This is a genomic window from Thauera sp. SWB20, assembly GCF_000831325.1.
In the GTDB taxonomy this organism is placed as follows: domain Bacteria; phylum Pseudomonadota; class Gammaproteobacteria; order Burkholderiales; family Rhodocyclaceae; genus Thauera; species Thauera aminoaromatica.
In genome coordinates, this window is record NZ_JTDM01000007.1 from 1 (window position 1) to 23,650 (window position 23,650).

Annotated in this window: 24 protein-coding genes; 8 read left to right on the plus strand and 16 right to left on the minus strand. The window is 68.9% G+C overall.

All coding sequences use genetic code 11. The annotated features are described in order from the left end of the window. Positions 1–197 precede the first annotated feature (197 nt). The 8 genes from PO78_RS00870 to PO78_RS22705 all read right to left on the minus strand — a co-directional run bounded on the left by PO78_RS00870 (position 198) and on the right by PO78_RS22705 (position 8,729). On the minus strand, positions 198–1,364 hold the full coding sequence (locus tag PO78_RS00870; protein WP_043741435.1) for an ABC transporter substrate-binding protein: 1,167 nt from the start codon (positions 1,362–1,364) through the stop codon (positions 198–200). A 112-nt stretch (positions 1,365–1,476) separates the two neighbouring features. Further along, the gene (locus PO78_RS00875; RefSeq protein ID WP_043741437.1) at positions 1,477–1,701 is read right to left on the minus strand and encodes a hypothetical protein; all 225 of its coding nucleotides are present in this window, start codon (positions 1,699–1,701) and stop codon (positions 1,477–1,479) included. Positions 1,702–1,795: 94 nt separating this feature from the next. Continuing rightward, the gene (locus PO78_RS00880) at positions 1,796–2,770 is read right to left on the minus strand and encodes a branched-chain amino acid ABC transporter permease (protein ID WP_012584452.1); all 975 of its coding nucleotides are present in this window, start codon (positions 2,768–2,770) and stop codon (positions 1,796–1,798) included. After that, positions 2,767–3,633: a branched-chain amino acid ABC transporter permease gene (locus PO78_RS00885; protein ID WP_012584453.1), complete on the minus strand. Its 867-nt coding sequence runs from the start codon at positions 3,631–3,633 to the stop codon at positions 2,767–2,769. The genes PO78_RS00880 and PO78_RS00885 overlap by 4 nt, the downstream gene beginning before the upstream one ends. 293 nt (positions 3,634–3,926) lie before the next feature. Further along, positions 3,927–6,101 (minus strand): hypothetical protein, encoded by a 2,175-nt coding sequence (locus PO78_RS00890; protein ID WP_040828175.1) that lies wholly within the window; start codon positions 6,099–6,101, stop codon positions 3,927–3,929. Positions 6,102–6,290: 189 nt separating this feature from the next. Continuing rightward, a complete protein-coding gene (locus tag PO78_RS00895) occupies positions 6,291–6,932 on the minus strand; it encodes an MBL fold metallo-hydrolase (RefSeq protein ID WP_004265378.1) in 642 nt (213 codons plus the stop codon). Positions 6,933–7,209: 277 nt separating this feature from the next. Further along, positions 7,210–8,553 carry an NADP-specific glutamate dehydrogenase gene (gene gdhA / locus PO78_RS00900; protein WP_004265379.1) on the minus strand — a complete coding sequence of 448 codons (1,344 nt, stop codon included), beginning with the start codon at positions 8,551–8,553 and terminating at the stop codon, positions 7,210–7,212. After that, the gene (locus PO78_RS22705) at positions 8,550–8,729 is read right to left on the minus strand and encodes a hypothetical protein (RefSeq protein ID WP_138860752.1); all 180 of its coding nucleotides are present in this window, start codon (positions 8,727–8,729) and stop codon (positions 8,550–8,552) included. The genes gdhA and PO78_RS22705 overlap by 4 nt, the downstream gene beginning before the upstream one ends. A gap of 128 nt (positions 8,730–8,857) precedes the next feature. Here PO78_RS22705 and lysM point away from each other — a divergent pair, with 128 nt between their 5' ends. The 4 genes from lysM to PO78_RS00920 all read left to right on the plus strand — a co-directional run bounded on the left by lysM (position 8,858) and on the right by PO78_RS00920 (position 11,846). Beyond that, positions 8,858–9,334: a peptidoglycan-binding protein LysM gene (gene lysM / locus PO78_RS00905; protein ID WP_043741440.1), complete on the plus strand. Its 477-nt coding sequence runs from the start codon at positions 8,858–8,860 to the stop codon at positions 9,332–9,334. A 96-nt stretch (positions 9,335–9,430) separates the two neighbouring features. Next, on the plus strand, positions 9,431–9,859 hold the full coding sequence (locus tag PO78_RS00910; RefSeq protein WP_043741442.1) for an acyl-CoA thioesterase: 429 nt from the start codon (positions 9,431–9,433) through the stop codon (positions 9,857–9,859). 6 nt (positions 9,860–9,865) lie between these two features. Then, positions 9,866–11,164, plus strand: a complete 1,299-nt coding sequence (locus PO78_RS00915) for a TIGR03862 family flavoprotein (RefSeq protein WP_004265384.1) — start codon at positions 9,866–9,868, stop codon at positions 11,162–11,164. Between the two features lie 49 nt (positions 11,165–11,213). Continuing rightward, entirely contained in the window at positions 11,214–11,846 is a 633-nt protein-coding gene (locus tag PO78_RS00920) for a trimeric intracellular cation channel family protein (RefSeq protein WP_004265386.1), read from the plus strand. Positions 11,847–11,876: 30 nt separating this feature from the next. Here PO78_RS00920 and PO78_RS00925 read toward each other — a convergent pair whose 3' ends face one another. Beyond that, complete coding sequence (locus PO78_RS00925; protein WP_004265388.1) at positions 11,877–13,079, minus strand: ammonium transporter; 1,203 nt, start codon at positions 13,077–13,079, stop codon at positions 11,877–11,879. A gap of 499 nt (positions 13,080–13,578) precedes the next feature. On the opposite strand from PO78_RS00925, the gene PO78_RS00930 reads away from it, so the two are divergent. The 3 genes from PO78_RS00930 (at position 13,579) to PO78_RS00940 (ending at position 15,741) form a co-directional block, all read left to right on the plus strand. Continuing rightward, positions 13,579–14,751 carry a TrkH family potassium uptake protein gene (locus PO78_RS00930; RefSeq protein WP_231570580.1) on the plus strand — a complete coding sequence of 391 codons (1,173 nt, stop codon included), beginning with the start codon at positions 13,579–13,581 and terminating at the stop codon, positions 14,749–14,751. A gap of 40 nt (positions 14,752–14,791) precedes the next feature. Beyond that, a complete protein-coding gene (locus PO78_RS00935) occupies positions 14,792–15,439 on the plus strand; it encodes a potassium channel family protein (protein WP_231570582.1) in 648 nt (215 codons plus the stop codon). An 80-nt stretch (positions 15,440–15,519) separates the two neighbouring features. Then, the gene (locus PO78_RS00940) at positions 15,520–15,741 is read left to right on the plus strand and encodes a hypothetical protein (protein WP_004265401.1); all 222 of its coding nucleotides are present in this window, start codon (positions 15,520–15,522) and stop codon (positions 15,739–15,741) included. A 343-nt stretch (positions 15,742–16,084) separates the two neighbouring features. On the opposite strand, the gene PO78_RS00945 is transcribed toward PO78_RS00940, so the two are convergent. The 3 genes from PO78_RS00945 to PO78_RS00955 all read right to left on the minus strand — a co-directional run bounded on the left by PO78_RS00945 (position 16,085) and on the right by PO78_RS00955 (position 18,081). Further along, entirely contained in the window at positions 16,085–16,417 is a 333-nt protein-coding gene (locus tag PO78_RS00945; protein WP_043741470.1) for a type II toxin-antitoxin system RelE/ParE family toxin, read from the minus strand. Between the two features lie 114 nt (positions 16,418–16,531). Then, positions 16,532–16,783, minus strand: coding sequence for a hypothetical protein (locus tag PO78_RS00950; protein WP_004265416.1), 252 nt, complete (start codon positions 16,781–16,783; stop codon positions 16,532–16,534). A gap of 113 nt (positions 16,784–16,896) precedes the next feature. After that, positions 16,897–18,081, minus strand: a complete 1,185-nt coding sequence (locus tag PO78_RS00955) for a DUF4062 domain-containing protein (protein ID WP_043741447.1) — start codon at positions 18,079–18,081, stop codon at positions 16,897–16,899. 203 nt (positions 18,082–18,284) lie between these two features. Between PO78_RS00955 and PO78_RS00960 the strand changes: the two genes are divergently transcribed. Further along, positions 18,285–18,698, plus strand: a complete 414-nt coding sequence (locus PO78_RS00960; protein ID WP_012584458.1) for a VOC family protein — start codon at positions 18,285–18,287, stop codon at positions 18,696–18,698. Between the two features lie 49 nt (positions 18,699–18,747). Here PO78_RS00960 and PO78_RS00965 read toward each other — a convergent pair whose 3' ends face one another. The 4 genes from PO78_RS00965 to tnpC form a co-directional block, all read right to left on the minus strand. Further along, positions 18,748–19,134 (minus strand): bacteriohemerythrin, encoded by a 387-nt coding sequence (locus tag PO78_RS00965; protein ID WP_004265432.1) that lies wholly within the window; start codon positions 19,132–19,134, stop codon positions 18,748–18,750. 7 nt (positions 19,135–19,141) lie between these two features. Next, positions 19,142–20,791 carry a solute carrier family 23 protein gene (locus PO78_RS00970; RefSeq protein WP_012584459.1) on the minus strand — a complete coding sequence of 550 codons (1,650 nt, stop codon included), beginning with the start codon at positions 20,789–20,791 and terminating at the stop codon, positions 19,142–19,144. A gap of 750 nt (positions 20,792–21,541) precedes the next feature. Continuing rightward, on the minus strand, positions 21,542–21,784 hold the full coding sequence (locus PO78_RS00975) for a LysR substrate-binding domain-containing protein (RefSeq protein ID WP_443080466.1): 243 nt from the start codon (positions 21,782–21,784) through the stop codon (positions 21,542–21,544). 46 nt (positions 21,785–21,830) lie between these two features. Next, entirely contained in the window at positions 21,831–23,645 is a 1,815-nt protein-coding gene (gene tnpC / locus PO78_RS00980; RefSeq protein ID WP_043741453.1) for an IS66 family transposase, read from the minus strand. Positions 23,646–23,650 lie beyond the last annotated feature (5 nt).

A 23,650-nucleotide genomic window follows, 5' to 3' on the forward strand; every position in this document is an offset into this window, starting at 1 on the left:
GACTTGCGTCGCTCCCACGAAAACCGGCACGGCCCCGGGAGTCTCTGCCGCCGCATCCCAGTACCCGTGGAAGGCGGCAGTGAAACCACCGCGGTCGGGGTGACGCTCCGGCAGGAGCGACGCAAGTCGCGATCGCAGCTTTCCAGTGGGAGCGACGCAAGTCGCGATACGCCGATCGTTGGAGCGCGGCGTGCGCCTCACTCCAGGTAGTCGGTGATCAGCTCCCAGCGTCCGTTGCGGATCTGGGCGAGGCGGCCCTTGCGGTTGCCGAGGTGGTCGTCGGCGCTGAAGCGGTAGGCGGGACTGCCGAAGTAGTCGCGGGTGAACGCCATGCCTTCGAGCGTGTGCGCGAAGCGCTCGGGGGTGAGCTCGCGCCCGGTGGCCTCGGCGGTGCGCACGAACAGGTCGGCGAGGGTGTAGCCCATCACGCTCCACACGTTGGGCTCGGTGTTGAAGCGCGCGCGATAGCGCTCGATCCAGGCGGCGAGCTGGCTGTTCGCGCCCTCGGCGTAGGGGTGCGGCAGCACCGAGACGCCGTACAGGCCCTCGACCGCGGCGCCGCCGAGCTCGTGGGTCTGCGCCGAATAGCCGGAGGCGGTGACGAGCATGTCGACGTCCCAGCCGATCTTGCGCGCTTCGGACATGGCGGCGACGGTCTCGCGCACCACGGTGGCGAGCACCACGAGGTCGCAGCGCGCGGCGCGCAGGCGCGCGATCTGGCTGGAGAAATCGGTGGCGCCGCGCTTGTAGCTGGTGCGCTCGACGAGCTCGGTGCCGAGCCCGGCCAGCGCCTTTTCGACGCCCTTCATGACTTCCAGGCCGTAGTCGTCGTCCTGGTAGAGCAGGCAGCTGCGCTGGTAGCCGCGCTCGCGCACCATGTGGCGGGTGGCGGCTTCCATGTAGTCCTGATAGGGCGCGAAGTTCTGGAACTTGAGCGGGTGCAGCGGCTCGTAGGTCGCACGGTGGGGCGAGAAGGGGAACAGGTGCAGGCGGCCGGCATCGACGATGATCGGCATGCTCGCCATGACCACCGGCGTGCCCATGTTGGCGATGAAGGCGAAGGCCTGATCGTGCTGCACCAGCTTGCGCGCGGCGAGCACCGCGCGCTTGGGGTCGTAGCCGGCGTCCTCGACCGCGAGGCGGATCCTGCGCCCATGCACCCCGCCGGCAGCGTTGGCCTCGTCGAAGCGCATCAGCATGCCGTCGCGCACCGGCACGCCGAGCATGGCGATCGGGCCGGAGAGGTCGGACACGGTGCCGACGACGATTTCATCGGCGCTCACCCCCGCCGCCGTGGCAGGCAGGGCGCAGGCGAGGGACAGCGAGGAGGCGAGCGCGAGCGCAAGCCGACGCAAGGGGCTCATCGGGAGAACTCCTGGAGGTTGGTTGGATGGCCGTGCGCGGCTACGGCATGGCGACCGCGGAGCGCGCGCGAGTGGCCCGCAAGCCGGGCCGGTGGGTGATGCGAAGCGTGGATCAGAACGGCAGGCGGCGGCGCGGAGCTGCGGCGGCGCCGGGCTTGGGCTCGGGCCTGGTCTCCGCCGGGCGCGCCTTGACCGGCTTGCGCGGCTCGTTGAGCTCGTCGAGCGCGAAGCGCACCTTGCCCTCGAGTTCGCAGCCGCGCATGCCCGGCGAGCAGATCGCGCCGCGCACGCGCTGGCAGATTCCATCGAGGTCGTGTGGGCAACTCCAGGCACTCATGGCGGGCTCCGGCGCAAACTGCATGCAGAATTACGAGAGCGTTACTATCGTCTGCTGCAGCGCGAGAATCAAGCGCCGTCCCACCTCGGCGGCCTCACCGGTCGTGCCCCTTCGCTTCGCCCGCGAGTCCGGCCGGGCGCAGCAGCACGACGCCGACGATCACCGCGCCGAACAGCAGCAGCTCCAGCCCCGAGGCGCGCGCCCAGTCGCCGGGCAGGCGGTCGCGCAGCAGCGAGATCAGCGGCGGGATGGCGACGATCACCAGCGCCCCCCAGGCGGCGCCGGCGAGGCGGCGTGCGCCGCCGATGAAGGCGAGCATGAGCAACTCGAAGGAGAACACCAGGCCGAACTGCTCCGGGCTGATGAAGCCGATCCAGTGCGCGTAGAGCCCGCCCGCCAGCCCGGACAGCGCGCCGCCGACCACGAAGGCCTGCATCTTCGCCGCGTCGTTGTCGATGCCGCAGGCGGCGGCGGCGATTTCGTCGTCGCGCACGGCGCGCCAGGCGCGCCCGTGGCGCGAGGCGAAAAGGCGTGCGCAAGCCAGCATCGCGAGCGCGAGCACCGCCACGCTGACCGTGGCCTGCGCCAGGGTGGAGTCCGCGCGCCAGCCGGCGAGGGTGAAGGCCCCCACCGTGAGGCCCGCGGCGCCGTGGGTAAGCGACTCCCAGCGTGCGAGCGCCTCCTCGACGATGAGGGCGAAGGCGAGCGTGCTCATGCCGAAATACAGCCCGCCCAGCCGCCGCGCCGGCAGGCTGGCGAGCGCGCCGCCGAGCGCACCGGCGGCCGCGGCGACGGGCAGGGCCAGCGGCGCCGGCACGCCGCGCGCGACCAGCAGCGCCTGGGCATAGGCGCCGAGCGCCACGAGTGCGGCCTGGCCGAGGGCGATCTGGCCCGCCTGGCCCACCACCACGACCACGCCGAGGCCGGCGATCGCGTAGGTCGCCACCAGAGTCGCCTTGCCGAGCGCGTAGTCGGTACCCAGCCCGGCGAGCGCGAGCAGCAGCACCGCCAGCCAGGGCAATGCGGCGCGCACCGCCGGCACGCCACCGCGCAGGATGGGTGCGCTCACGCCCGCCCTCGCGCGCCGCCGAGCCCCTGCGGAAACAGCAGCAGCGCCGCCAGCAGCAGCACGTAGGGCACGAAATCCTTCGTGCCTTCGGGCAACGCCAGCCCGGCGAGCGCCTCGGCGACGCCGAGGAAGATGCCGGCCACGAGCGCGCCCGGCAGGCTGGTCAGCCCGCCCAGCACCGCGGCGGGGAAGGCTTTCAGGGCGATGAAGCCCATGTTCAGATGCACGAAGGTGATCGGCGCGAGCAGCAGCCCGGCGACCGCGGCGAGCGCCGCGCCGAGCGCCCACGCCAGGGTGTGCATGCGCGCCACCGGGATGCCCATCAGCGCGGCGCTGCGCGCGTCCTCCGAGCAGGCGCGCAGCGCCAGCCCGGTGCGGGTGTGGCGGAAGAAGGCGGCGAGCAGGCCGGCGAGCAGCACGGTGGCGGCGATCACCCACAGGTGGCTGGCGGCGAGCACGAGGGGGCCGATCGCCAGCGTGTCGGCGGCGAAAGGCAGGCGGTGCATGTCCTGCGCCGCCGCCGGCACCGAGGCGACGCCGCCGCGCATCATCATGCCCAGGCCGAAGGTGAGCAGCACCGCCACCAGGTGCGGCTGGCCGAGCGCGCGCCGCAGCACGGCGCGCTCCAGCACGGCGCCGAGCACGCCCACCGCCAGCACCGCCGCCACCGCCGCGGCGACGAGCGGCCAGCCGGCGAAGGCGTGCAGGCCGAGCGCGGCGAAGGCGCCGAGCATCAGCAGGTCGCCCTGCATGAAGCTGACCGTCTCGGTGGCCTTGTAGATGAGCACGAAGGAGAGTGCGACCAGGCCATAGACACAGCCGATCGCGACTCCGCTGGCGAGGACCTGGACGAATGCGAGCATGGGGGCGAAGCATAGCCGAAGCGCCGCGCCCGTTCGCGCCCCACGGGCCGCGGCGCCACCTCCACCCCCGCGATGCTTGATGCAGGAGCGCCGCAAGGCGCGAATGCGGCGGTGGAGGCCCGCACCCGCATCGGCTTCCTGACCGCCGTCTTCGCGCCTTGCGGCGCTCCCACGGGGAAAGCGGCAGGCGTGTGCGCCACGAAAAAGGGCCGGCCGGCGGGTGCCTGGGGCATTGCGCCCGCACCCGCCGGCCGGCCCCGCATCGGCCTGCTTGCCAGCCGGGGTGCTCCCGATCAGCCGAGGAATCGGTCCAGATAGCCCTGCTGCCAGGCCACGACCACCGCCGCGATCAGCAGCACGAGGAAGAGCCAGCTCTTCCACGGCGTCTTCTTCTCGGCATACGGATCGGTGAGCGCGCGCGAGGCGCCCGGCGGCAGCGCCGCGACGCCGGTGAGCGCGCCGCCGAAGGGGATGTTGATGCGCGCACGCGTGTTGACCGCCCAGCCGTTGGCGTCGAGCAGCGGGCCGAGGTTGCGCTGGCGCAGCTTGAGCCAGGCCAGCAGCATCGACGGACCGGAGATCACCAGCACCGCCCCCACGACCACCAGCGGCATCTGCCACACCGGCAGGCCGAGGAAGGCCGACACCACCGCGGCGAGTGCGGTGCCGATCGCGCCGACGGCGAGACCCATGGCGGCGAAGATACCGGCGAACTTGGCGATGTCGAACGGTGCCGCCGGTGCGGCGGGCGCTGCGGCCGCCGCCGGGGCGGCCTCGATCTTGGCGCTGGCGCCGGCGACGCCGGTCGCGGCCTGGTCATTGACCGCCTTGTCGCGCGCGGCGGCGAACTTCTGCAGCTGCTCGCCGATCATGCGGCCGATGCGCTTGTACGGCGACCAGAAGGCCTGGCGCACGCTGATCGGCGCCTCCACCACCTTGACCACGCTGGCGCGCCAGTCGCGCCCCTGGCGGTCGTAGAAGATGCCGTTGCGGCCGGGCACCATCATCTCGTCGGCGTCGCCGCCGGTCATCGCGGCGACGATGTTCATCGGCGCCTCGCCCTGGCGCTGGCACTCGCAATACACCAGGTAGGTGCCCGACAGCGGCGCGAGCGTGGCGTGGCGGGCCATGTCGCCCACGCGCAGGCAGAGCTCGCAGCTGCGCTGGTCGAGATAGAGCGTGCCGGCCTGGAAGATCGCCTTGTCGTGGCGCGAGTAGAAGTCGCTCAGGGTGACGAAGTTGCGCAGCAGGCGGACGAGGTCACGGTTGTAGCGCACCAGGCGCTCGAGCGCGTCGACCTGGCCGGCCGCGGTCTCGGCGGCGAGGTCCTCGTCGATCAGGCGGGTGAGCGCGGCGCAGGTGCCGTCGGCGAGCAGCCCCCGCACGTCGGCGACCGGCAGCACGGCCACCGGGTTGGCCGGCATCGCCGCCACCCAGGCGCGATGGGCGGCGAAGCGCCCGGCCAGGTCCTGCCATTCGGCCTGGGTGAGGACTTCGCGCGCGCCCAGGATGGGGGTGACGACCTCGTCGCGCAGCGCGGCGATGCGCGCCTCCCAGGCCGGGTTCAGCCCGACCGCCAGCGGCAGCGCGCGGCCCGGGCCCACAAGCGCGAGCGGCAGCGCGGCGACCGCGGCCGAGGCGGCATCGAGCGACTGCAGCGAGAGCTCGACATAGGCGGTGTCGGCCGGGTTGAGCGCGGCGGCGGCGCGCTCGTCGAAGGCGGCGAGGCGGCAGCGGGTGAAGTAGTCCTCGACCTTCTCGCGCACGGCCTCGAAGACCGCGGCAGCAGCGCCGGTGGCGTCGCCGAGCGGCAGCACGGTGGCAGCGTCGGCCTCGGCGCGGGCGTGCCAGTCGGAGACCTCCTGCGCCGCGGCGAAGAAGGCGTCCACGCGCGCCTGGTCGACGCCCGGCTTGCCGCTGCGGTCCTCGGCGGCGCCGTAGGTCTCGACGATGCGGGTGATCGCCCCGGCCAGGCGCGGATCGCCGGCGAGCTCGGCGGGCACCACGCCGTCACCGTTCTGGTGCTCGGGCGCGAACAGCTTCTCGGTCTCGGCGAGGTCGCCCATGGAAATCTCGCCCGCGTCGGCCTTGCCGACGTAGGCCAGCACCTTGGAGGCGGTGGCGAGCAGCTTGGCGCCCTCGGCGTTGGTCTCGTCGATGGCCGCCAGCGGCAGGCCGTCGCCGCCCTGGAAGAGCACGCCCGGATCCTTCAGCACCGTGCATACCCAGCGCGTGGCGTCGATGATCTCGGGCGCGCGGATGCTGCCGTCGTTGTCGACGTCGAGCAGCTGCAGCGTGCGCGAATCGAACTCCAGGCCGGAGGTCGGACAGGCCAGCACCGACCACAGCTTCTGGTCGAGCTCGCCGAGGTGGCGCAGGTCGTCGGCAGTCTCGATGCGGACCTGGTCGAAGCCACCCGAGCGGAAGAATCGCCACTGGTAGCCTTTCTTGCTGGTTTCGTCGCTCATGTTCTCGAACACTCCCTGTCGTTATGCGGGCAGCACCCGCAAGCCATGCTCAGGGAAAGATGGTGCGCCCGAAAATCGGGCCGAACAAGCGATGGATTTCCCGAATCCGGCTTAAGGTCCAGGGGAACGGGGAGGTCGAATGACGAAACGCGAAAAACGTCGCAGGCATCGCGGCGAACGCCCCGCAGCTCAGCCGTAGGCGCCGACGAAGGGGTTGCTGTCGCGCTCCTCGCCGAAGGTCGAGGTGGGACCGTGGCCGGGGATGAAGGTGATGTCGTCGCCGAGCGGGAAGAGCTTCTCGCGGATCGAGCGGATCAGGGTCTGGTGGTCGCCGCGCGGGAAGTCGGTGCGGCCGATCGAGCCGGCGAAGAGCACGTCGCCGACGATCGCCAGGCGCGCGCCCTCGTGCACGAAGACGACGTGGCCGGGGGTGTGGCCGGGGGTGTGGATGACCTTCAGCGTCTGCTCGCCCACGGTGACGGTGTCGCCGTCGTGCAGCCAGCGGTCGGGCTCGAAGGACTCGACGTCGGGGAAGCCGAACATCTTGCTCTGCTGCGGCATGCCCTCGATCCAGAAGCGGTCCTCCTCCTGCGGCCCCTCGATGGGCACGCCGAGTTCGCGCGCTAGCTTCGCGGTGCCGCCCGCGTGGTCGATGTGGCCGTGGGTGATGAGGATCTTCTCGACCGTGACGCCGAGCTCGGCGACCGCGGCGAGGATGCGGTCGAGGTCGCCGCCCGGGTCGACCACCGCCGCCTTCTTCGTGCGCTCGCACCACAGGATGCTGCAGTTCTGCTGGAACGGGGTGACCGGGACGATGGTGGCCTGGATCATGGGCGACGGACTCCTATTGACGGGTTTGCGCGGCAGTTTAGCGGATGCACGCCGTCGACCCGCACGAGATGCCGGCAGCGGGCGGGGCAGTCGCATGGGGATTGCCGTGCAGGAGCGTCGAGAGGCTGTGGTTGCGTGGACCGCCTGCCGTCGATTCGGAAACGTCGGATTCGCGCCTTGCGGCGCTCCTGCAGGGGGGCTGCGGCGGTTTCCGTAGGAGCGCCGCAAGGCGCGAACCCCACGTGCCATGCCGGCGCGCCGGCACGGCACGCAGGGATCAGATCACGCCCTGCGCCAGCATGGCCTCGGCGACCTTGACGAAGCCGGCGACGTTGGCGCCGTCGACGTAGCTCACCGTGCCGTCCTCGCGCTCGCCGTACTTCAGGCAGGCGGCGTGGATGCCGAGCATGATCTCCTTGAGGCGGGCGTCGACCTCCTCGCGGGTCCACGACAGGCGCATCGCGTTCTGGCTCATCTCCAGGCCCGAGGTCGCCACGCCGCCGGCGTTGGAGGCCTTGCCCGGCGCATACAGCACGCCGTTGTGCTCGAAGATCTTCGCGGCTTCCATGGTGCTGGGCATGTTGGCGCCCTCGGCGACCGCGATCACGCCGTTCTTGACCAGGGTGGCGGCGTCGTTGCCGTCGAGCTCGTTCTGGGTCGCGCACGGCAGCGCGACTTCCACCGGCACATGCCACGGACGCACACCCGGCTCGAAGCGGGCGCCGACGCGTTCGGCGTATTCGGAGGCGCGGCCGTAGTAGTGGTTCTTGATCTCCATGAGGATCGCCAGCTTCTCGGGGGTGAAGCCGGCCTCGTCGATCACGGTGCCGCTCGAGTCGGAGCAGGTGATCGGCTTGGCGCCGAGCTCCATCAGCTTCTCGATGGCGTACTGGGCGACGTTGCCCGAGCCCGACACCGAGACGCGCATGCCCTTGATGTCGCGGCCGGCGCGCTCGAGCATGGCGTTGGCGAAGTAGACCGTGCCGTAGCCGGTCGACTCGGGACGGATCAGCGAGCCGCCGAAGGACAGGCCCTTGCCGGTGAACACGCAGGCCGAGTTGTTCGACAGCTTCTTCATCATGCCGGCCATGAAGCCGACCTCGCGGCCGCCCACGCCGATGTCGCCGGCGGGCACGTCGGTGTCGGGACCGACGTGACGGTACAGCTCGGTCATGAAGGCCTGGCAGAAGCGCATGACCTCACCCGGGCTGCGGCCCTTGGGATCGAAGTCGGAGCCGCCCTTGCCGCCGCCCATCGGCAGCGTGGTGAGCGCGTTCTTGAAGGTCTGCTCGAAGGCGAGGAACTTCAGGATCGACAGGTTCACCGAGGGGTGGAAGCGCAGGCCGCCCTTGTAGGGGCCGATCGCGGAGCTGTGCTGGATGCGGTAGCCGCGGTTGACCTGCACCTCGCCACGGTCGTCCACCCAAGAGACGCGGAACGAGATCGCGCGCTCGGGCTCGATCAGCCGGTCGAGGAGGGAGTGCTCCGCATAGCGCTTGTTGGCCGAGATGAAGGGCCACAGGCTCTCCATGACCTCGGTCACGGCCTGCAGAAACTCGGGCTGGCCGGGGTTGCGCTGTTCGACGTAGGCCAGGAACTCCTCGAGGGACTGATATTTCATGATGTTGGACCCATGGATTGATTGAAGACAGGTTTTTCTTGCGCACGCGCACACGCGATGGCCTCGGTTTTACCCGAGGCCATCGCGCAGTGCAGGCCAATATTGTGCATCAACTCCCCTCTTTGGTGCATGATCTTCGTCAAACCTGCGCCGACTATGACGTTTGACGCATTCATGCACCGTTCTTGTGCGTAACGATGAATGTCATCCGACCCTGCGTTCAGGCGCCGTGCATGGACCGGGAATGACCCAGGGGTTATCCTGACCGTGCACGTGTAGCCAAACCAACGACAGGGAGGTGTTCATGGGGCTGTTCGCATTCATCAAGGAAGCCGGCGAGAAGCTGTTCGGGACGGGCGAGGCCAACGCGGCGGCCGCCGATCCGGCCGCGGCCAATGCCAGGGCGGCGCAGGCGATCCATAACTACATCGTCGCGCTCAAGCTCGCGCCGGCGGACTTGGGCGTGAGCTTCGACGCCGCGAAGAGCCTGGTCGTCGTCAGTGGCACCGCGCCCGACCAGGCCACGCGCGAGAAGATCCTGCTCGCCGCCGGCAACGTCGCTGGCGTGGCCGAGGTCGAGAACCGCCTGTCGGTGGCGCGTGCCGAACCCGAGGCGCAGTTCCACACCGTGGCGCGCGGCGACACGCTGTCGGCGATCGCCAAGAAGTACTACGGCAACGCCAACCAGTACCCGGCGATCTTCGAGGCCAACAAGCCGATGCTGAGCCACCCGGACAAGATCTATCCTGGCCAGGTGCTGCGCATCCCGCCGCAGGCCTGATCACGCATCACCGGCAGGCGGCTTTGCGCTTGCCCCGCCGAGGCCCGGGCCGTTACGCTCGGGCCTCTTCCGTTTCCGCCTCCGCAAACATCCACCATGGCCCGCATCCGGATCGAGCTGCCCGAGCGCTTCACCTTCTCCACCGACATCCCGCTGCTGGTGTCGCACATCAACTACGGCAACCACCTCGACAACGCCCAACTGCTCGGCATCGTCTCCGAGGCGCGCGTGCGCTTCCTCAAGTCCATGGGCTATTCCGAGCTCGACATCGAGGGCCTCGGCATCATCGTCGCCGACGCCGCGCTGCAATACCGCTCCGAGGCCTTCCACGGCGAGACCATGCGGGTGGAGATGGGCGCGGCCGACTTCCATGAGCACGGCTGCGACCTGGTGTGGCGCATGGCGGAGGCGGCCAGCGGACGCGAGGTCGCGCGCGGCAAGACCGGCATCGTCTTCTTCGATTACGGCCAACGCCGCAAGGCGACGGTGCCGGAAGGTTTCGGCCGCCGCTTCGTTCCGGCCTAGGCACCCGTGGAGCGCGCACGCGTCGCGGTCGTCGGTGGCGGCCCCGCCGGCCTGATGGCGGCGGGCGCGCTCGCCGAGCGCGGCTGCACGGTCACGGTGTACGACGCCATGCCCTCGGTCGGGCGCAAGTTCCTGCTCGCCGGGCGCGGCGGGCTCAACCTCACCCACGCCGAGCCCCTGGCGGACTTCCTCGGCCGCTACGGCGCCCGCCGCGACACGCTCGCGCCGCGCATCGAGGTCTTTCCGCCGCAGGCGCTGCGCGAATGGGCGCACGGCCTGGGTGTCGAGACCTTCGTCGGCAGCTCCGGCCGCGTCTTCCCGCAGGAGATGAAGGCCGCGCCGCTGCTGCGCGCCTGGCTCGCCCGCCTGCGCGCGACCGGCGTGCGCTTCGCGGTGCGTCACCGCTGGCTGGGCTGGGCGGAGGATCCCGCGCAGGATGGCGCGCTCCGCGCGGGCCTGCAGCACCTGCGCTTCGCCACCCCGGACGGCGAGCAGACGGTCGAGGCCGACGCGCTCGTGCTCGCGCTCGGCGGCGGCAGCTGGGCGAAGCTCGGTTCCGATGGCGCCTGGGTGGCACCGCTACGCGCCGCCGGGGTCGAGATCGCCGACCTGCTCCCGGCCAACTGCGGTTTCGACGTCGTCGGCCCCGCCGGCACGGGCTGGAGCGCGCACTTCCTCGATCACTTCCGCGGCCAGCCGCTCAAGTCCGTCGCCGCACGCTGCACCGACCCCGCCGGCCGCGTCCATGCGCGCGCCGGCGAATGCCTGATCTCCGCCACCGGTATCGAAGGCGGCCTGGTCTATGCGCTCTCCGCGCCGCTGCGCGACACCCTGCTCGCGCGCGGCGAGGCCGTGCTCGAGCTCGACCTCGCCCCCGGCCGCAGCCTCGAGCGCCTCGCCGCCGAGCTTGCCCGCCCGCGCGGCAGCCGCTCGTTTTCCAGCCACCTGCACAGCCAGGCCGGCATCAAGGGCGTCAAGGCCGGCCTGCTGCGCGAATGCCTGGCGAAGGCCGAGTTCGACGATCCCGCCCGCCTCGCCGCGGCCATCAAGGCCATGCCGCTGCGCCTCGTCGCCACGCGCCCGCTCGACGAGGCCATCAGCAGCGCCGGCGGCGTGCGCTTCGAGGCGCTGGATGCGCAGCTGATGCTGCGCGCCCGCCCCGGCGTCTTCGTCGCCGGCGAGATGCTCGACTGGGAAGCGCCTACCGGTGGCTACCTGCTCACCGCCTGCTTCGCCACCGGCCTCGCCGCCGGAACCGCCGCCGCCGACTGGCTGTCGCAGCAACCCCGACCGCCCTGCCCCTGACGCCTCACTCCTTCCGCCTCACGCCTCACTCTTCACGCCTCGCACCCCAATGAACCTCCACCCATTCCTGGTCGCAATCGAAGTCGGCGGCACCCTGGCCTTCGCGATGTCCGGCCTCATCGAGGCCACCCGCAAGCGCATGGACATCGTCGGCGTGTTCTCGGTCGCCTTCGTCAGCGCCTTCGGCGGCGGCACCCTGCGCGACATCCTGCTCGACCGCCGCCCGCTGTTCTGGATCGAGAACCAGGAATACCTCTGGCTGGTGCTGGCCATGGTGGCGACGACGCCGCTATGGCTGCAGACCCTGCGCCACAAGGTCGGCGGCCGCCTGATGGAGCTCGCCGACGCGCTCGGCCTCGGCCTCTTCGCCATCTCCGGCGCCACTCTCGCCGACGCCGCCGGCATGCCGGTGCTGGTGTCGATGATGATGGGGGCGATCACCGCGGTGTTCGGCGGCGTGTCGCGCGACGTGCTGTGCAACGAGGTGCCCAAGGTCTATAGCGACCACCGCCCCTACGCCATGTGCGCGCTGTTCGGCTGCGGCGTCTTCCTCGCGCTCGACGCGATCGGCCTGCCGCTGCCGATCGCCACCCTGGCCGGCATCGCCGCCGCTACCGGCTCCCGCCTGCTCGCGCTCGTCTTCGACGTGCGCCTGCCGGCCTGGCCGGCGCATCGGGACTGAACGCGGGGTCGGCGAACGACCGCCTGCCAGTTACCAGTTCGACTCGCGCTCGGCCGTCGCGGTGATGCGGTGGATCGACAGGTCGGCGCCGTTGAACTCTTCCTCGTGGTCCAGGCGCAGGCCCACCGCGAGCTTGAGCCCGCCATAGACGAGCACCCCGCCGGCGAGCGCGACGGCGATCCCGAGCGCGGTCATGATCGCCTGCGAGGCGAACGCCACCCCGCCCAGCCCGCCCAGCGCCTGGCTGCCGAAGATGCCCGCCGCCAGCCCGCCCCAGGCGCCGCACAGGCCGTGCAGCGGCCACACCCCGAGCACGTCGTCGATCTTCCAGCGGTTCTGCGTCAGCGTGAACATCACCACGAACAGCCCCCCCGCCACCGCGCCGACCACCAGCGCACCGAGCGGGTGCATCACGTCCGAACCCGCGCACACCGCCACCAGCCCGGCGAGCGGCCCGTTGTGCACGAAGCCCGGGTCGTTGCGCCCGGCCGCGAGCGCCGCCACCGTGCCGCCGACCATCGCCATCAGCGAGTTGATCGCCACCAGCCCGGAGATGTTCTCCAGGCGCTGCGCCGACATCACGTTGAAGCCGAACCAGCCCACGATCAGGATCCACGCGCCGAGCGCGAGGAAGGGGATCGACGAGGGCGGATGCGCCGAGATCTGCCCGTTGCGCGCATAGCGCCCGCGCCGCGCGCCCAGCAGCAGCACCGCCGGCAGCGCGATCCAGCCGCCCATCGCATGCACCACCACCGAGCCGGCGAAGTCGTGGAACTCCGCCCCGAAGCTCGCCTTCAGCCAGGCCTGGATGCCGAAGGCCTGGTTCCACGCGATGCCCTCGAAGAAGGGATAGACGAAGCCGACGAGCAGGAAGGTCGCCGCCAGCTGCGGCTGGAAGCGCGCGCGCTCGGCGATGCCGCCCGAGATGATGGCGGGGATCGCCGCCGCGAAGGTGAGCAGGAAGAAGAAGCGCGTGAGCTCGAAGCCGTGGTGCTCCACCAGCGCGCCGGCGCCGGAGAAGAAATGCACGCCGTAGGCGATGCCGTAGCCGATGAAGAAATAGGCCAGCGTCGACACCGCGAAGTCGGACAGGATCTTGACCAGCGCGTTGACCTGGTTCTTCCGCCGTACCGTCCCCACCTCCAGAAAGGCGAAGCCGGCGTGCATGGCGAGCACCATGATGGCGCCCAGCAGGATGAACAGCACGTCGTTGCTCGTTTGAACGGGTTGCATGATGCCTCCGAAAGTGACGGGCATCCTTAGCAAGCACCGTTCCAGTGCGATGAATCGGGCGGAATCCAATGCGTCACGCCATGATGGTGCGCAGAAGACGCACCAGAGGGGTGCGTTCGTCAGGCAGCGCGCACCGTGGCGGGGCGTGGCGAGGAGCTCGTCATCGCGCGTGCCGGCCAAGCCGTCGCAGCGCGGACCGCCTGCCGTCCCGTACGCCGCAGGATCGCCGGCTCGTCGAAGAACCGCAGGTGTCGAGAGCCGACATGTCCGGTCAAGCGGGCGTATGATCCGCAGCCGACAAGCGCCAGTTGCGGCGCAGCAGCATGACGCGAAGGAAGTCTTGACTTGAAGGTTCGAGAGGTCCAGCACCCGGCGCACATCGTTCCGTTGGCCTTCCTGATCACGATCCTGATCGGGACCGCGCTGCTCATGCTCCCGCGCGGATGCGGTCGGCGCGCCATGGATCGCAGCCCTGTTCACCGCGGTGTCGGCCGTGTGCGTGACCGGCCTGGTGACGGTGGACACCGGCACCTACTGGTCGTCGTTCGGGCAGTGGGTGATCATGGCGCTGTTCCAGATCGGCGGCTTCGGGATGATGACCGCCGCCACGCTGCTCGGGCTGCTGGTCAATCGCTCCTTTCGCCTGCGCACACGACTCACGGCGCAGGCGGAAACCCACACACTCGGGATCGGCGACGTCAGCAGCGTCGCCAAGCTCGTGCTGTTCGTGACCGTGATCGTCGAGGTGATGACCGCACTGGCGCTGGCTCTGCGTTTGCATCTCGGTTACGACCTGCCTTTGGCCGAGGCTGCCTGGAGCGGCCTGTTCCATTCCGTCTCGGCCTTCAAAAACGCCGGCTTTTCGATCCACGCCGATGGCTTGATCCGCTACGCGTCCGACAGCTACTTCCTCGCACCCGTCATGCTTGCGATCGTGATCGGCGGTCTCGGCTTTCCGGTGCTGCAAGACCTCCGCAACAAGCTCAGGGACCCCCAGCATTGGTCCGTGCACACCAAGCTGACACTCGTGGGAACGGCCGTGCTGCTGGCTGGCGGCGCGATCCTGCTGCTTGCCTTCGAGTGGGCGAACCCGCGCACCCTCGGATCGATGCCGGCAGGGGACAAGCTGTTGTCGGCGATCTTCGCGTCGGTGTCGGCACGCACGGCCGGATTCAACTCGATCGATATCGGTGGGCTGACGCACGAGAGTCTCGGCCTGCACTACTTCCTGATGTTCATCGGCGGCGGCAGTGCCGGCACGGCCGGTGGCGTGAAGGTGGGCACGGCGATGATCCTGGTGATGCTGGTCATCGCCGAGATCCGCGGCCGGATGGACACCGAGGCCTTCGGCCGGCGCATCAGCCATTCGGCCCAGCGCCAGGCCATCACCGTGCTGGTCCTCAGCAGTGCGGTCGTCGTGCTGGGCACGGTGTTCATCCTGCACACCACCGAGATCGCCACCGACCGGGTCATCTTCGAGGTGATCTCGGCCTTCGCGACGGTCGGCCTGTCCACCGGCATCACTGCAGACCTGCCGGATTCCGCCCAGCTGATGCTGATCCTGCTGATGTACATCGGCCGGGTCGGCACCATCACATTGGCGGCGTCGCTCGCGCTCGGCGAGCACCGCATGCCCTTCCGCTATCCAGAGGAGCATCCCGTTGTTGGCTAGGTTATTTACAGAGCAGTTCGCCTTCTCGAAAGGCGACAGTGTGGTCGTGATCGGCCTCGGGCGCTTCGGGGGAGCCGTCGCCAATTCGCTGATGCAGCTCGGGCACGACGTGATGGGCATCGACCGCGATGCGGAGCCGGTGCACGAATGGGCGGATCTGCTCACCCATGCGGTGCAGGCGGACTCGACCAGTGCGATGACCATGCGCCAGCTGGGCGTGGGCGACTTCGCGCACGCCATCGTGGGGATCGGCGGCGACCTGGCCGCGAGCCTGATGACGGTGATGGCGCTGACCGAACTCGAGATCCCGGACATCTGGGTCAAGGCCATGACGCCCGAGCACGGCAAGATCGCCGAGCGCATCGGCGCACATCACGTGGTCTACCCGGAGGCCGACATGGGCGAGCGCGTCGCGCATCTCATCAGCGGCCGCATGATGGACTACATTGAATTCGACGACGGCTTTGCGATCGCGAAGATTCAGGCGCCGAGCGTCACGCACGAGCGCTCGCTCGCGGAATCGGCGGTGCCCGAGCACTTCGGCGTGACGGTCGTCGGCATCAAGCGCGCACACGAGGATTTTCAGCACGGCAAGCCGGGCAGCGTCGTGTCGCCGGGTGACCTGCTGATCGTTTCCGGACCGACGAAGAAGGTCGAGGCGTTTGCGGCCAGCGGTCGGCGCCGATAGCTGGCCAGCGTCGAGGTGGCGGCTGCGCTGCGACCGTGCCGGCCTGTGCAATGTTCTCATTCCCGGAAAGGCCGCGGAAGATGCTCAACTGGATCCTGAATCAATTCAAGCGACAGTCGGCCGAGGATCTCGAGCGGGCGCGGGAAATGGTAAAGGCCGCGGAAAGGGGGCACTCGCACCCGGACCTCGGGAAGGCACGCGATGTCGCGCGTACGCTCGGAATCGAAGTGGATGTCCATGCGAGCGCCGAGCAGCTCATCCAGGCAATCCGCCGTTACCTCGCGCGCCACGGCGAGATGTGAACCCGACCGCGCAAGACGCCGAACGAGCGCTCGAGCCGGGGGACGCCGACCGGCAGCACGGCAGCTTTTGAAGGATCCCCATCGGCTGGGAATCTGTCGTGGGAACATCGGGGTGATGAATGTCTCTTCCGCATCCGGTCGAGACCGCCACCGTCGGTTTGCCGCGCCCCAACGCGGGTTCGGGGCTGGGAGTGTTTCAGTCCGGCCAGATCGAGACGACCATACACGTTTCGCCCTGCCGCTGCGAAAGGTGGAGGTTTCACTCCGGCCAGTGGCAACCGCTGGAACGGCGCGCCGGCGGGTGGGCCGTGATGACGGGTCCGTGGCGTTGCGGGCGCTTGGGTCAGGCGAAGGCGTCCGGGGCCTGCATCCACGCGGGAATGTCGCGTTCGCCGTGCAGTACGCGCCAGACATCGATGTGGTCCGCGCGTTCGACGTAAAAGACCAAGTAGGGGTAGCGCGAAAGCCTCCACGAGCGCAGATCAGGAAGGTCCAGCTCATGCCCAGAGCGCGGCGAACCCTTCCCCGGATGGCGGGAGATGTGGGTATAAGCCCGTTCCAGTGCGTCGATGAAGCCCACCGCAACCGCCGGGGAGGCCTCTTCGAGGTCGTGGGCTATGACGGCGTCGACGTCCCGTTTTGCCTGTTCACGAGGAACGACGGGCTTCAACTTCACCCGCAAGATACCGACTTGCCTGCGCTGTGCATCCGGCCACGCAGACTTTCAAAGTAGGCGGCATCCGCCGGCGGCGCCGGCGCAGTGGCTGGCAAGATTTGGCAAGATTGTGCTTCAGCGGCCGCTGCGCCAGGCGTCCAGATCGCTGCGTTCGATGTGAGTCTCGCGCGGGTTGATGTTGCCCGGCAGCAGGGGCCCATCCCATTGCTCGGTGGCCCAGCGCTTGACGTTGGCGTGCAGCTCGCATTGCTGTATCGCGTTTGCCAGCAGGACCTCGGCGTCGTGCGTCGAAATGCCTCCGCCGGCGAGCAATTTCGCCGCGTCGTGCAGCGTCAGGGTGGTGCCACCGTCGCTCGTGTTGGTCATTTTGATCTCCCGGGCCTTGCAGCGTGTGCCGAACCGCGATCTCGACAACGGTGCCGGCGGATGGTGCGGCGAGCCAGCGGGGCGCGGGATCGGGATCTGCACCCGAGTTCCATTCAGCCCCCCGTGGCGTAGGGATACAGCCGGCTGATGAACTCCTTGTCGCCCGATGACAGGGTGGTGTTGGTGCTGAAGATCGGCTTGCCGCTGGTGGCCTCCTTCGGGAAGAAGTAGGACATGATGGACAGCGGATCGAAGGGTTTGGCAAAGGGGAAGCGGTCGGTCTCCCAAGTGCGGTAGAGGTACTGGTCGATGGTGTTCTGGTCCCAGTGGTTGGGCGGGCCGCCCAGGAGCTTGAGGACCTCCTTCCCGTCCCAGGGAATGTCGCCGCTGGGGTTGTTGTGTTCGTGGGCGAGGCCCAGCACGTGGCCGAACTCGTGCAGCACGACCGACTCGACGTCGTCGATCGGCAGCGCCGGCACAAGCCAGCCGAGGTTCATGGTCGGCTCGCTCGGCGGCACGGCCAGGGCGTTCGTGCCCTCGTAGGACCAGGAGCCGCCATCCTTGTCGAAGGCGACACGCACCTCGGCATCCTTGTCCTCGCTGGCGACGAAGAAGATGTTGGCGTAGGCGCTCCAGATCTGCGCAAGACGCAGGATGCGTGCCGCGAAGGCGCCGTCGGCGCCAAGGAAGCGCACCCTCAGGCGCGAGCCCGGCACCCACATCAAGGGGTTGGTCCTGCGTGCCGCCGCCTGAACCCCGGGCGCCAGGGCCTCTTCGACCGCAGCATGCCCAAGCTGCGATTGGGCGCGCGATGTCTCCGACTGCCAGCTGTAGAGCGCGGTGACGACCTTGATCGCGAGCGCCTCCGGCGTCTCGAAGGTCGATACCAGCCCTTTTTCCCGCAGGGCCTTGCGCAAGGCGGCGATCTTCTTGCCGCTGTCGTTGTCGCCGGTGGTGGAGTCCATCTGGTCCGGCGGCCACGGCGCGCGATTGTCGGTCAGGAAGATCAGGCAGGGCTTCTTGTGCTTCTTCGCCTCGAGGTACTCCAGCTCGGTCACCGAGCGGCGCTGGGGATTGCCGGCGCGCGGCACGTAGCCGTAGCGCCAGGCGAACAGGCCGATATAGACGTCGCTGTCGCGCACGTCGCGCAGGCACTTGTCGAGCGGGCGCTCGTCGGCGGCGACGTAGTCCTCCATCGCGATGACGTCGTGGCGCAAGGTCCGCAACTGCTCATACACGCGGCGCCGATAGTCCTTCAGGTCCTCGAAGGTCGAGGATATGTAGATTTTCAGGCCCATCGCCTTCCCCTCATGCGGCCCCTGTGCTTTAAAGGTAGTGAGCCGCGGCAAAGTTGCAAGATGAGCATCGGCTTTTCGGGCCGCCCGCATTGACCGCTTCCGGCGGGCTTTGCGGGGAGTCGTCCACCGCGTGGCCCGTCAAAGCGCCGCAGCGTAATCGGGGTCTGTCCCCGTTTTTCATCGGCAAGCGGCGAGGTGTGGAGATGAACACGCTGGGATGGCAGGAACTGAAGGTGGTGGCACTCGCCGTCGACGACCTGGCGAGGGCGGAGGATTTTTACCGCAGCAAGCTGGGCCTCGAGCCGAGGCCGCAGGCGGACGGTGACGTCGGTTTCGCCCTGGGCAGCCTGACGCTCCTGCTCAAGCCGCTTGCCGGACCCGGCGGCGCGGCGGAGAAATCGCCCTATCCGCGCCTGACCGTTGCGGTTGCGGACGCGCCGCGGATGGAGCGGGAACTGGCTGCGCGTGGCGTCACGATCAGCGACGCGGTGCAACTCTATGAGGACGGCTGTTACTGGGTCGGCGCCTTCCTGGACAGCGAGGGCAACAAGCTGTGGTTCTGCTCCGAAGCCGGGAAGCCCGCGCCAAGTGTCTCTGGGGGCAGGTCTTCCCCTTGATTGCAGAGGAAACACGGCCGTGGGGCTGCCCTCGGTTGTCCCAGGCCTTTCATGGCCCGGACGCGTCGCGGTCCGAGTGGGCGATGTGGCCGAGCAGCCAGTCGCGCAGCACCATCAGGAGCTCGACCGAACGCTCCTGGTCCGACAGGTCGCTCATGGCGCACAGGAGCGCGAGCTGATCGCGCAGCGCCTCGTGTTCCTGCCGATGGCGCGCCAGGTCCGGGTGGTCGCGTGCCTGCATCCACGCCTCCTCGCGCGCGAAGTGCCCGGTCACGTAGTCGTCGAGGGTGGCGAGTGCGCTGTGCAGGGCCGCGGAGCTGCGATCGAACAGCATCGCATCGAACACCATGTTCAGCGTGTCGATCAGCTTCTGGTGATCGGCGTCGAGGCTGTCGACCCCGAGCGAGAGCGCCGGGGTCCAGATCGCGATGGGCATGTCGGCCTCACTGCTCGAAACATAGCGAGATGACGCTGCTGCCGTCCGCGCGCTTGCGGTGGGCCATCGCGTCGCTGACCCGGTCGGCGAAGAAGCGGCCGTCCGGGGTGGTTTGCGCGTCCTGCGCCGGGGCCGCGCGCGTGAGACCGATGTGCAGCGTGCAGCCGTTGAAGGCGAGCTTCAGGCTGGAGGCGCGCTCGTCGAGCAGCTCGCGCAGGGTGAGCATGACGCGAACCTTGACGTTGTGGGCCACGTTCCATTCGTCGAGGATCCTCCGGACCTGGCGCAGGCGCTCGCCGACGGGGTGGCCGGGATCGAGGGCGACCGTGGCTTGGCGGGCGTTGCCCCAGCTCAGGAAGGCGTTGACCAGCAGCGCGGCGAACACGCCGATCGCGAGCGCCGAGGACATCAGCGGCTTCACCGAGTCGGGCAGTTGCGCGAACAGGGGGGCGTTGGCGACGCGTGCGATCGCCACCAGGAGCGGAAACGCGACCACTCCGGCCCGGCGCATGTCCATCGGGACGGTGCCGAGGACCTGGAATCCGTTGGCGATGACCAGGCAGCCGGTGAAGACCAGCATCCCGCCGACCACGGGATCCGGCAGGGTGACCACGAGGTGCGTGAACGCCGGACTGAGTGCGAACACCAGCATCCATGCGGCGACGGCGATGCCGATGACGCGGCTGGTTGCGCCGCTCGCGTGCGAAACCCCCACGCTCGAGGTCGAGGAGTTCGTGCCGGTGCTGCCGAACAAGCCCGAGAGGGTGGTGGACAGCCCATCGACGAGCACGCCCCGCCGGATCGCGTGCATCTCCGGCCGAACCCAGGCGGCGTCGTTGATCCGCGCACAGATGTCGACGGCACCCATGGTCTTGAGCGACGCGGCGACCGCGGCGAAGAGGAAGGGGAGCAAGTAGCCGACGTCGAATTCGAGCCCCAGATGTGCGGAGGAGGGCAGGCCGAACAGCGCCGACGAGAAGGCGTCGCTTGCGCTGCTCGGGCCGGGGATGCCGGTCGTCAGGTACACGAGATAGCCGCAGGCCATGCCGAGCAGGGAACAATACAGGCGCCAGCGGCCGCGCCCGAAGACGCCGAAGACCACCGAGACGAAGAAGGTGGCGCCGCCGACCACCAGGCCGGGGACGCCCGCGCCGGAGAGGCGGTTCAGGCCGATGACGCCGATCTCGATGCCGACGATGATGATCGAGAGCGCGACGATCTCATTCGGGAAGAATCGGCGGGCCCGTACCAGCAGGCTGGCGAAGAAGGCCTGGAAGATCCCGGCGACCAGCGTCATCCCGCACACGACCGGCAGCCCCCCGGTGGCCGCGGCGAGCGAGGCCGACAGATAGATCCCCGAGTTGCAGCTGACGATGAAATACCCCGAGCCGAGTCGTCTGCTGCACTGGACCAGCGTCGCGATGGCCAGCGCGATGAGCGAAAACGAGAGCACCCCCTCGGCGGCGGCCGCGTCGACGCCCGCGGCCCGGCAGATCATGACGACGATCGCCAGGTTGGGCGCCGCCACCATGAAATGCTGGAGCCCGAGTGCAGCGAGCGTCAGGGCGCGCGGTTTATCGTCCAGTCCGTGGATGAGGCTGTCCGGCCGTCGCGCCATCAGGGAGTCGGACCCGCGGCGGATACCGGGAAACATCATCGTGATTCTCCGAGTCCGCGGATAGGTGGAACGATGGCGGCGAACGATCCGGGCGCGCCCGACCTCGGGCCGGCTGCAGGTGTGGAACACCCTTCAACCGGCTGGCCGCATCAGGGTGGGAATGGTGCTCGGGCGTTGCGCGACAGGCGCTTCGTCGCGGGCGATTGATTCAACATAGACGAGGAAACAGGCGGGGTCAGGCCTTTCGTTCGACGCTCACCGCGCTATCTGCCGGCGCTCGTGTGCCGACGATGCGAGCCGCGTCTCCACTGCATTTCGGCGCGCCAGAGTTTGCGAGGCATCGGTTAGCGCCCAAGATCGCCGGATCGCCTCGGCAAGGCAGATGATGATCGCCGCGCCCCTGTGCGTCGTTTGTGGCCGGTTCTAGTGCGCTGGGGGGTATGGCCGCCGACTTTCCGTCGCGTGAAGGCCGGACCGGAGCGCAGGCCGAGTGCGTGACTACGCGGTGGCCAGATTGCCCGGATTTGGCTGCACCATGGCTACATGGCGCCACAAAGCACAACGCCAGCCCCGGGAGGCTGGCGCAAGTGCTTGAATTCAGATGGAGCGGGTGAAGGGAACATCATCGTGTTCCCAACTCGTTGATTGATAACGAGTTTTCCGCACTCGGCGAACCGAGATGGACATAATTATGGACTGAAAAACCACGCTTGGTCAACGCGCGCTCCGAGCAAGTCCAGTGCGAGCCATGGACAGCCAGCAGTAGCCAATGTACCCGAGCGCTCAACGTCACGAGGCCGGTTCATCTCCCTTTGGCAGGAACTCCTCGCGGGCGCGCTGCAGAAACCGCTTCATGGGCTCAGAGGGTTCGGCGCTGCGGCGCAGCAGGTAGGTGGACAGCATGGGCGGCGTGCCGGCCAAGGGGCGAACGGTTATGTCGGGGCGGTTCAGGGTCTGCACCTGCGAGGCAATGGCGAAACCTAGGCCATAACCGGCACCGACCAGAGTCAGCATCACGCCTAGGCTCGTCACCTGATCTACCGTAAGCGCTCCACGAACCCCATCCTTCTGGGGCTCGCTACGCTGTGATCAACTGCTCAGCCTTGAGATTCCAGGGCAGGAGGGCCTCGACGTGTTCGACGGTGGTGGCGGTGGGCAAGGCGCGCAGCACGTGGCGCAGCCACAGGTACGGCTCGACGTTGTTGGCTTTGGCGGTCTCGATCAGCGAGTAGATGAGTGCGCTGGCACGCGCACCGGCCTGGGTGTCCGAGAAGAGCCATGCCTTCCTCCCAACGACGAAGGGGCGGATGGCGTTTTCGGCGGGGTTGTTGTCGATCGGCAGGTCGCCGCGCTCGAGGTAGCGCGTCAGTCGCGGCCACTGCCGATGCAGGTAGCCCAGGGCACCGCCGAGTATCGAGGTGGGCGGCACGGTGGGGAGCACCTGGTCGAGCCAAGCGCGAAGCTCACCGATGACGGCACGGCTTCGGCTCTGGCGTAGCGCCAGACGCTCGACGTCGCTCAGTTCGCGCGCCTCCTTCTCGATGGCGTAGAGCTTGCCGATCAGGGCCAGCGCCTCGTGGGCGCGACCACGCTTGCCTTCGGGCAGCACCTTGCCGGCATCGACGAAACGACGGCGTGCATGGACCCAGCAACCGAGCCGGGTCACCCCTTCGGTGAAGGCAATTGCGCCGTAGCTCTCGAGCCCGTCGGCGATCAGATACCCCTTCCAGCCTTCGAGCAGGCGCAAGGGCACCGCCTGCGCGCGGCTCGGATCGTACTCGAAGAGGATCACCGGCCTACCCGGCGGGCCACCGCGTTGCACCCACATCTGGCTCTTGCTGGTTGCCGCCCGACCGGGTTCCTTGAGCACCTGGACCGGGGTTTCGTCCATGTGGATGACGTCATGCCCGAGCAGCACGTCGCGCATCAGGTTGGCGATCGGCTGCAGCGCCTGCGCGGTGCCGATCACCCAGCGCGCCAGGGTCTGGCGCGGCACGAGCACGCCCGCACGGGCGAGCACGTACTCGAAACGCGCGAGCGGCAGCCCATCGACGTACTTGGTGACGAGCAGCATCGCCAGCAGGTCGTTGCTCGCGTTGCTCTTGGGTAGCACCTGCGCCGGAGCGCGGGCACTGACCGGCGCCTGATCGCCCTTGGGGCAGCCGTAGCGCTTCTTGATGTGGCGCAGCACGCGCACCTGCATCGGCACGATATCGAGCTGTTCGCTGACGTCCTGGCCGATCTCGACCATGGGGGTGCCGCAGGCGCAGGTACGCTCGGCCTCGGGGACGTCGTGGACGACGTCGATGCGCGGCAGCTCGATCGGCAAGGGCTTGCGCTTGCCGCGCGCCTTCTTCTTGCCGGCGTCGACGGGCGTCTGGCCAGACGGTTCAGTGGCCGAGAGCGGCAGGGTCGCGGTATCGCCCGCCTCGGATGCGGATGCGGCCAGCGCTTCGGCCTCGTCGAAGAGCCAGCCCTGGCCCGCGTGCGATTCGCTGCTGGGCCCGAACATGCGCCGACGCGCCAGGCGCAGCTGCTCGTAGAGCTCGAGGATGCGTGCCTCGAAGCCTTTTTGCAGTTCGGCCTCGCGGGCATCGAACGCTTTCTGAAGCTCGAGCTCACGCGCATCGAACGCTTTCTGGAGTTCGACTTCGCGGGTATGGACGACTTTCTGGAGGTCGGCCTCGTACGCCTTGAGGGTGGCTTCCTGCGCGCGTCGAAGCGTCTCGAACTGGACTGTAAGTTGGGTATTGAGTTGCGTCTCGAAGGCACGCTGCTGGGCCAGCAGCAAGGCTTTGAGCACCGCCGGATCGTCGGGCAACTGCGCGGGGAGGACGGACGCGCACACGCCGACATTGGCATTCGAACGAGGGGCGGCGGTACGCTGTGGCATGCCGG

Coding starts and splice junctions, on each gene's coding strand:
- PO78_RS00870 (WP_043741435.1), bottom strand. CDS start 1,364: ATGAGCCCCTTGCGTCGGCTTGCGCTCGCGCTCGCCTCCTCGCTGTCC.
- PO78_RS00875 (WP_043741437.1), bottom strand. CDS start 1,701: ATGAGTGCCTGGAGTTGCCCACACGACCTCGATGGAATCTGCCAGCGC.
- PO78_RS00885 (WP_012584453.1), bottom strand. CDS start 3,633: ATGCTCGCATTCGTCCAGGTCCTCGCCAGCGGAGTCGCGATCGGCTGT.
- PO78_RS00890 (WP_040828175.1), bottom strand. CDS start 6,101: ATGAGCGACGAAACCAGCAAGAAAGGCTACCAGTGGCGATTCTTCCGC.
- PO78_RS00895 (WP_004265378.1), bottom strand. CDS start 6,932: ATGATCCAGGCCACCATCGTCCCGGTCACCCCGTTCCAGCAGAACTGC.
- gdhA (WP_004265379.1), bottom strand. CDS start 8,553: ATGAAATATCAGTCCCTCGAGGAGTTCCTGGCCTACGTCGAACAGCGC.
- PO78_RS22705 (WP_138860752.1), bottom strand. CDS start 8,729: ATGAATGCGTCAAACGTCATAGTCGGCGCAGGTTTGACGAAGATCATG.
- lysM (WP_043741440.1), top strand. CDS start 8,858: ATGGGGCTGTTCGCATTCATCAAGGAAGCCGGCGAGAAGCTGTTCGGG.
- PO78_RS00910 (WP_043741442.1), top strand. CDS start 9,431: ATGGCCCGCATCCGGATCGAGCTGCCCGAGCGCTTCACCTTCTCCACC.
- PO78_RS00920 (WP_004265386.1), top strand. CDS start 11,214: ATGAACCTCCACCCATTCCTGGTCGCAATCGAAGTCGGCGGCACCCTG.
- PO78_RS00925 (WP_004265388.1), bottom strand. CDS start 13,079: ATGCAACCCGTTCAAACGAGCAACGACGTGCTGTTCATCCTGCTGGGC.
- PO78_RS00940 (WP_004265401.1), top strand. CDS start 15,520: ATGCTCAACTGGATCCTGAATCAATTCAAGCGACAGTCGGCCGAGGAT.
- PO78_RS00950 (WP_004265416.1), bottom strand. CDS start 16,783: ATGACCAACACGAGCGACGGTGGCACCACCCTGACGCTGCACGACGCG.
- PO78_RS00955 (WP_043741447.1), bottom strand. CDS start 18,081: ATGGGCCTGAAAATCTACATATCCTCGACCTTCGAGGACCTGAAGGAC.
- PO78_RS00960 (WP_012584458.1), top strand. CDS start 18,285: ATGAACACGCTGGGATGGCAGGAACTGAAGGTGGTGGCACTCGCCGTC.
- PO78_RS00965 (WP_004265432.1), bottom strand. CDS start 19,134: ATGCCCATCGCGATCTGGACCCCGGCGCTCTCGCTCGGGGTCGACAGC.
- PO78_RS00970 (WP_012584459.1), bottom strand. CDS start 20,791: ATGATGTTTCCCGGTATCCGCCGCGGGTCCGACTCCCTGATGGCGCGA.
- tnpC (WP_043741453.1), bottom strand. CDS start 23,645: ATGCCACAGCGTACCGCCGCCCCTCGTTCGAATGCCAATGTCGGCGTG.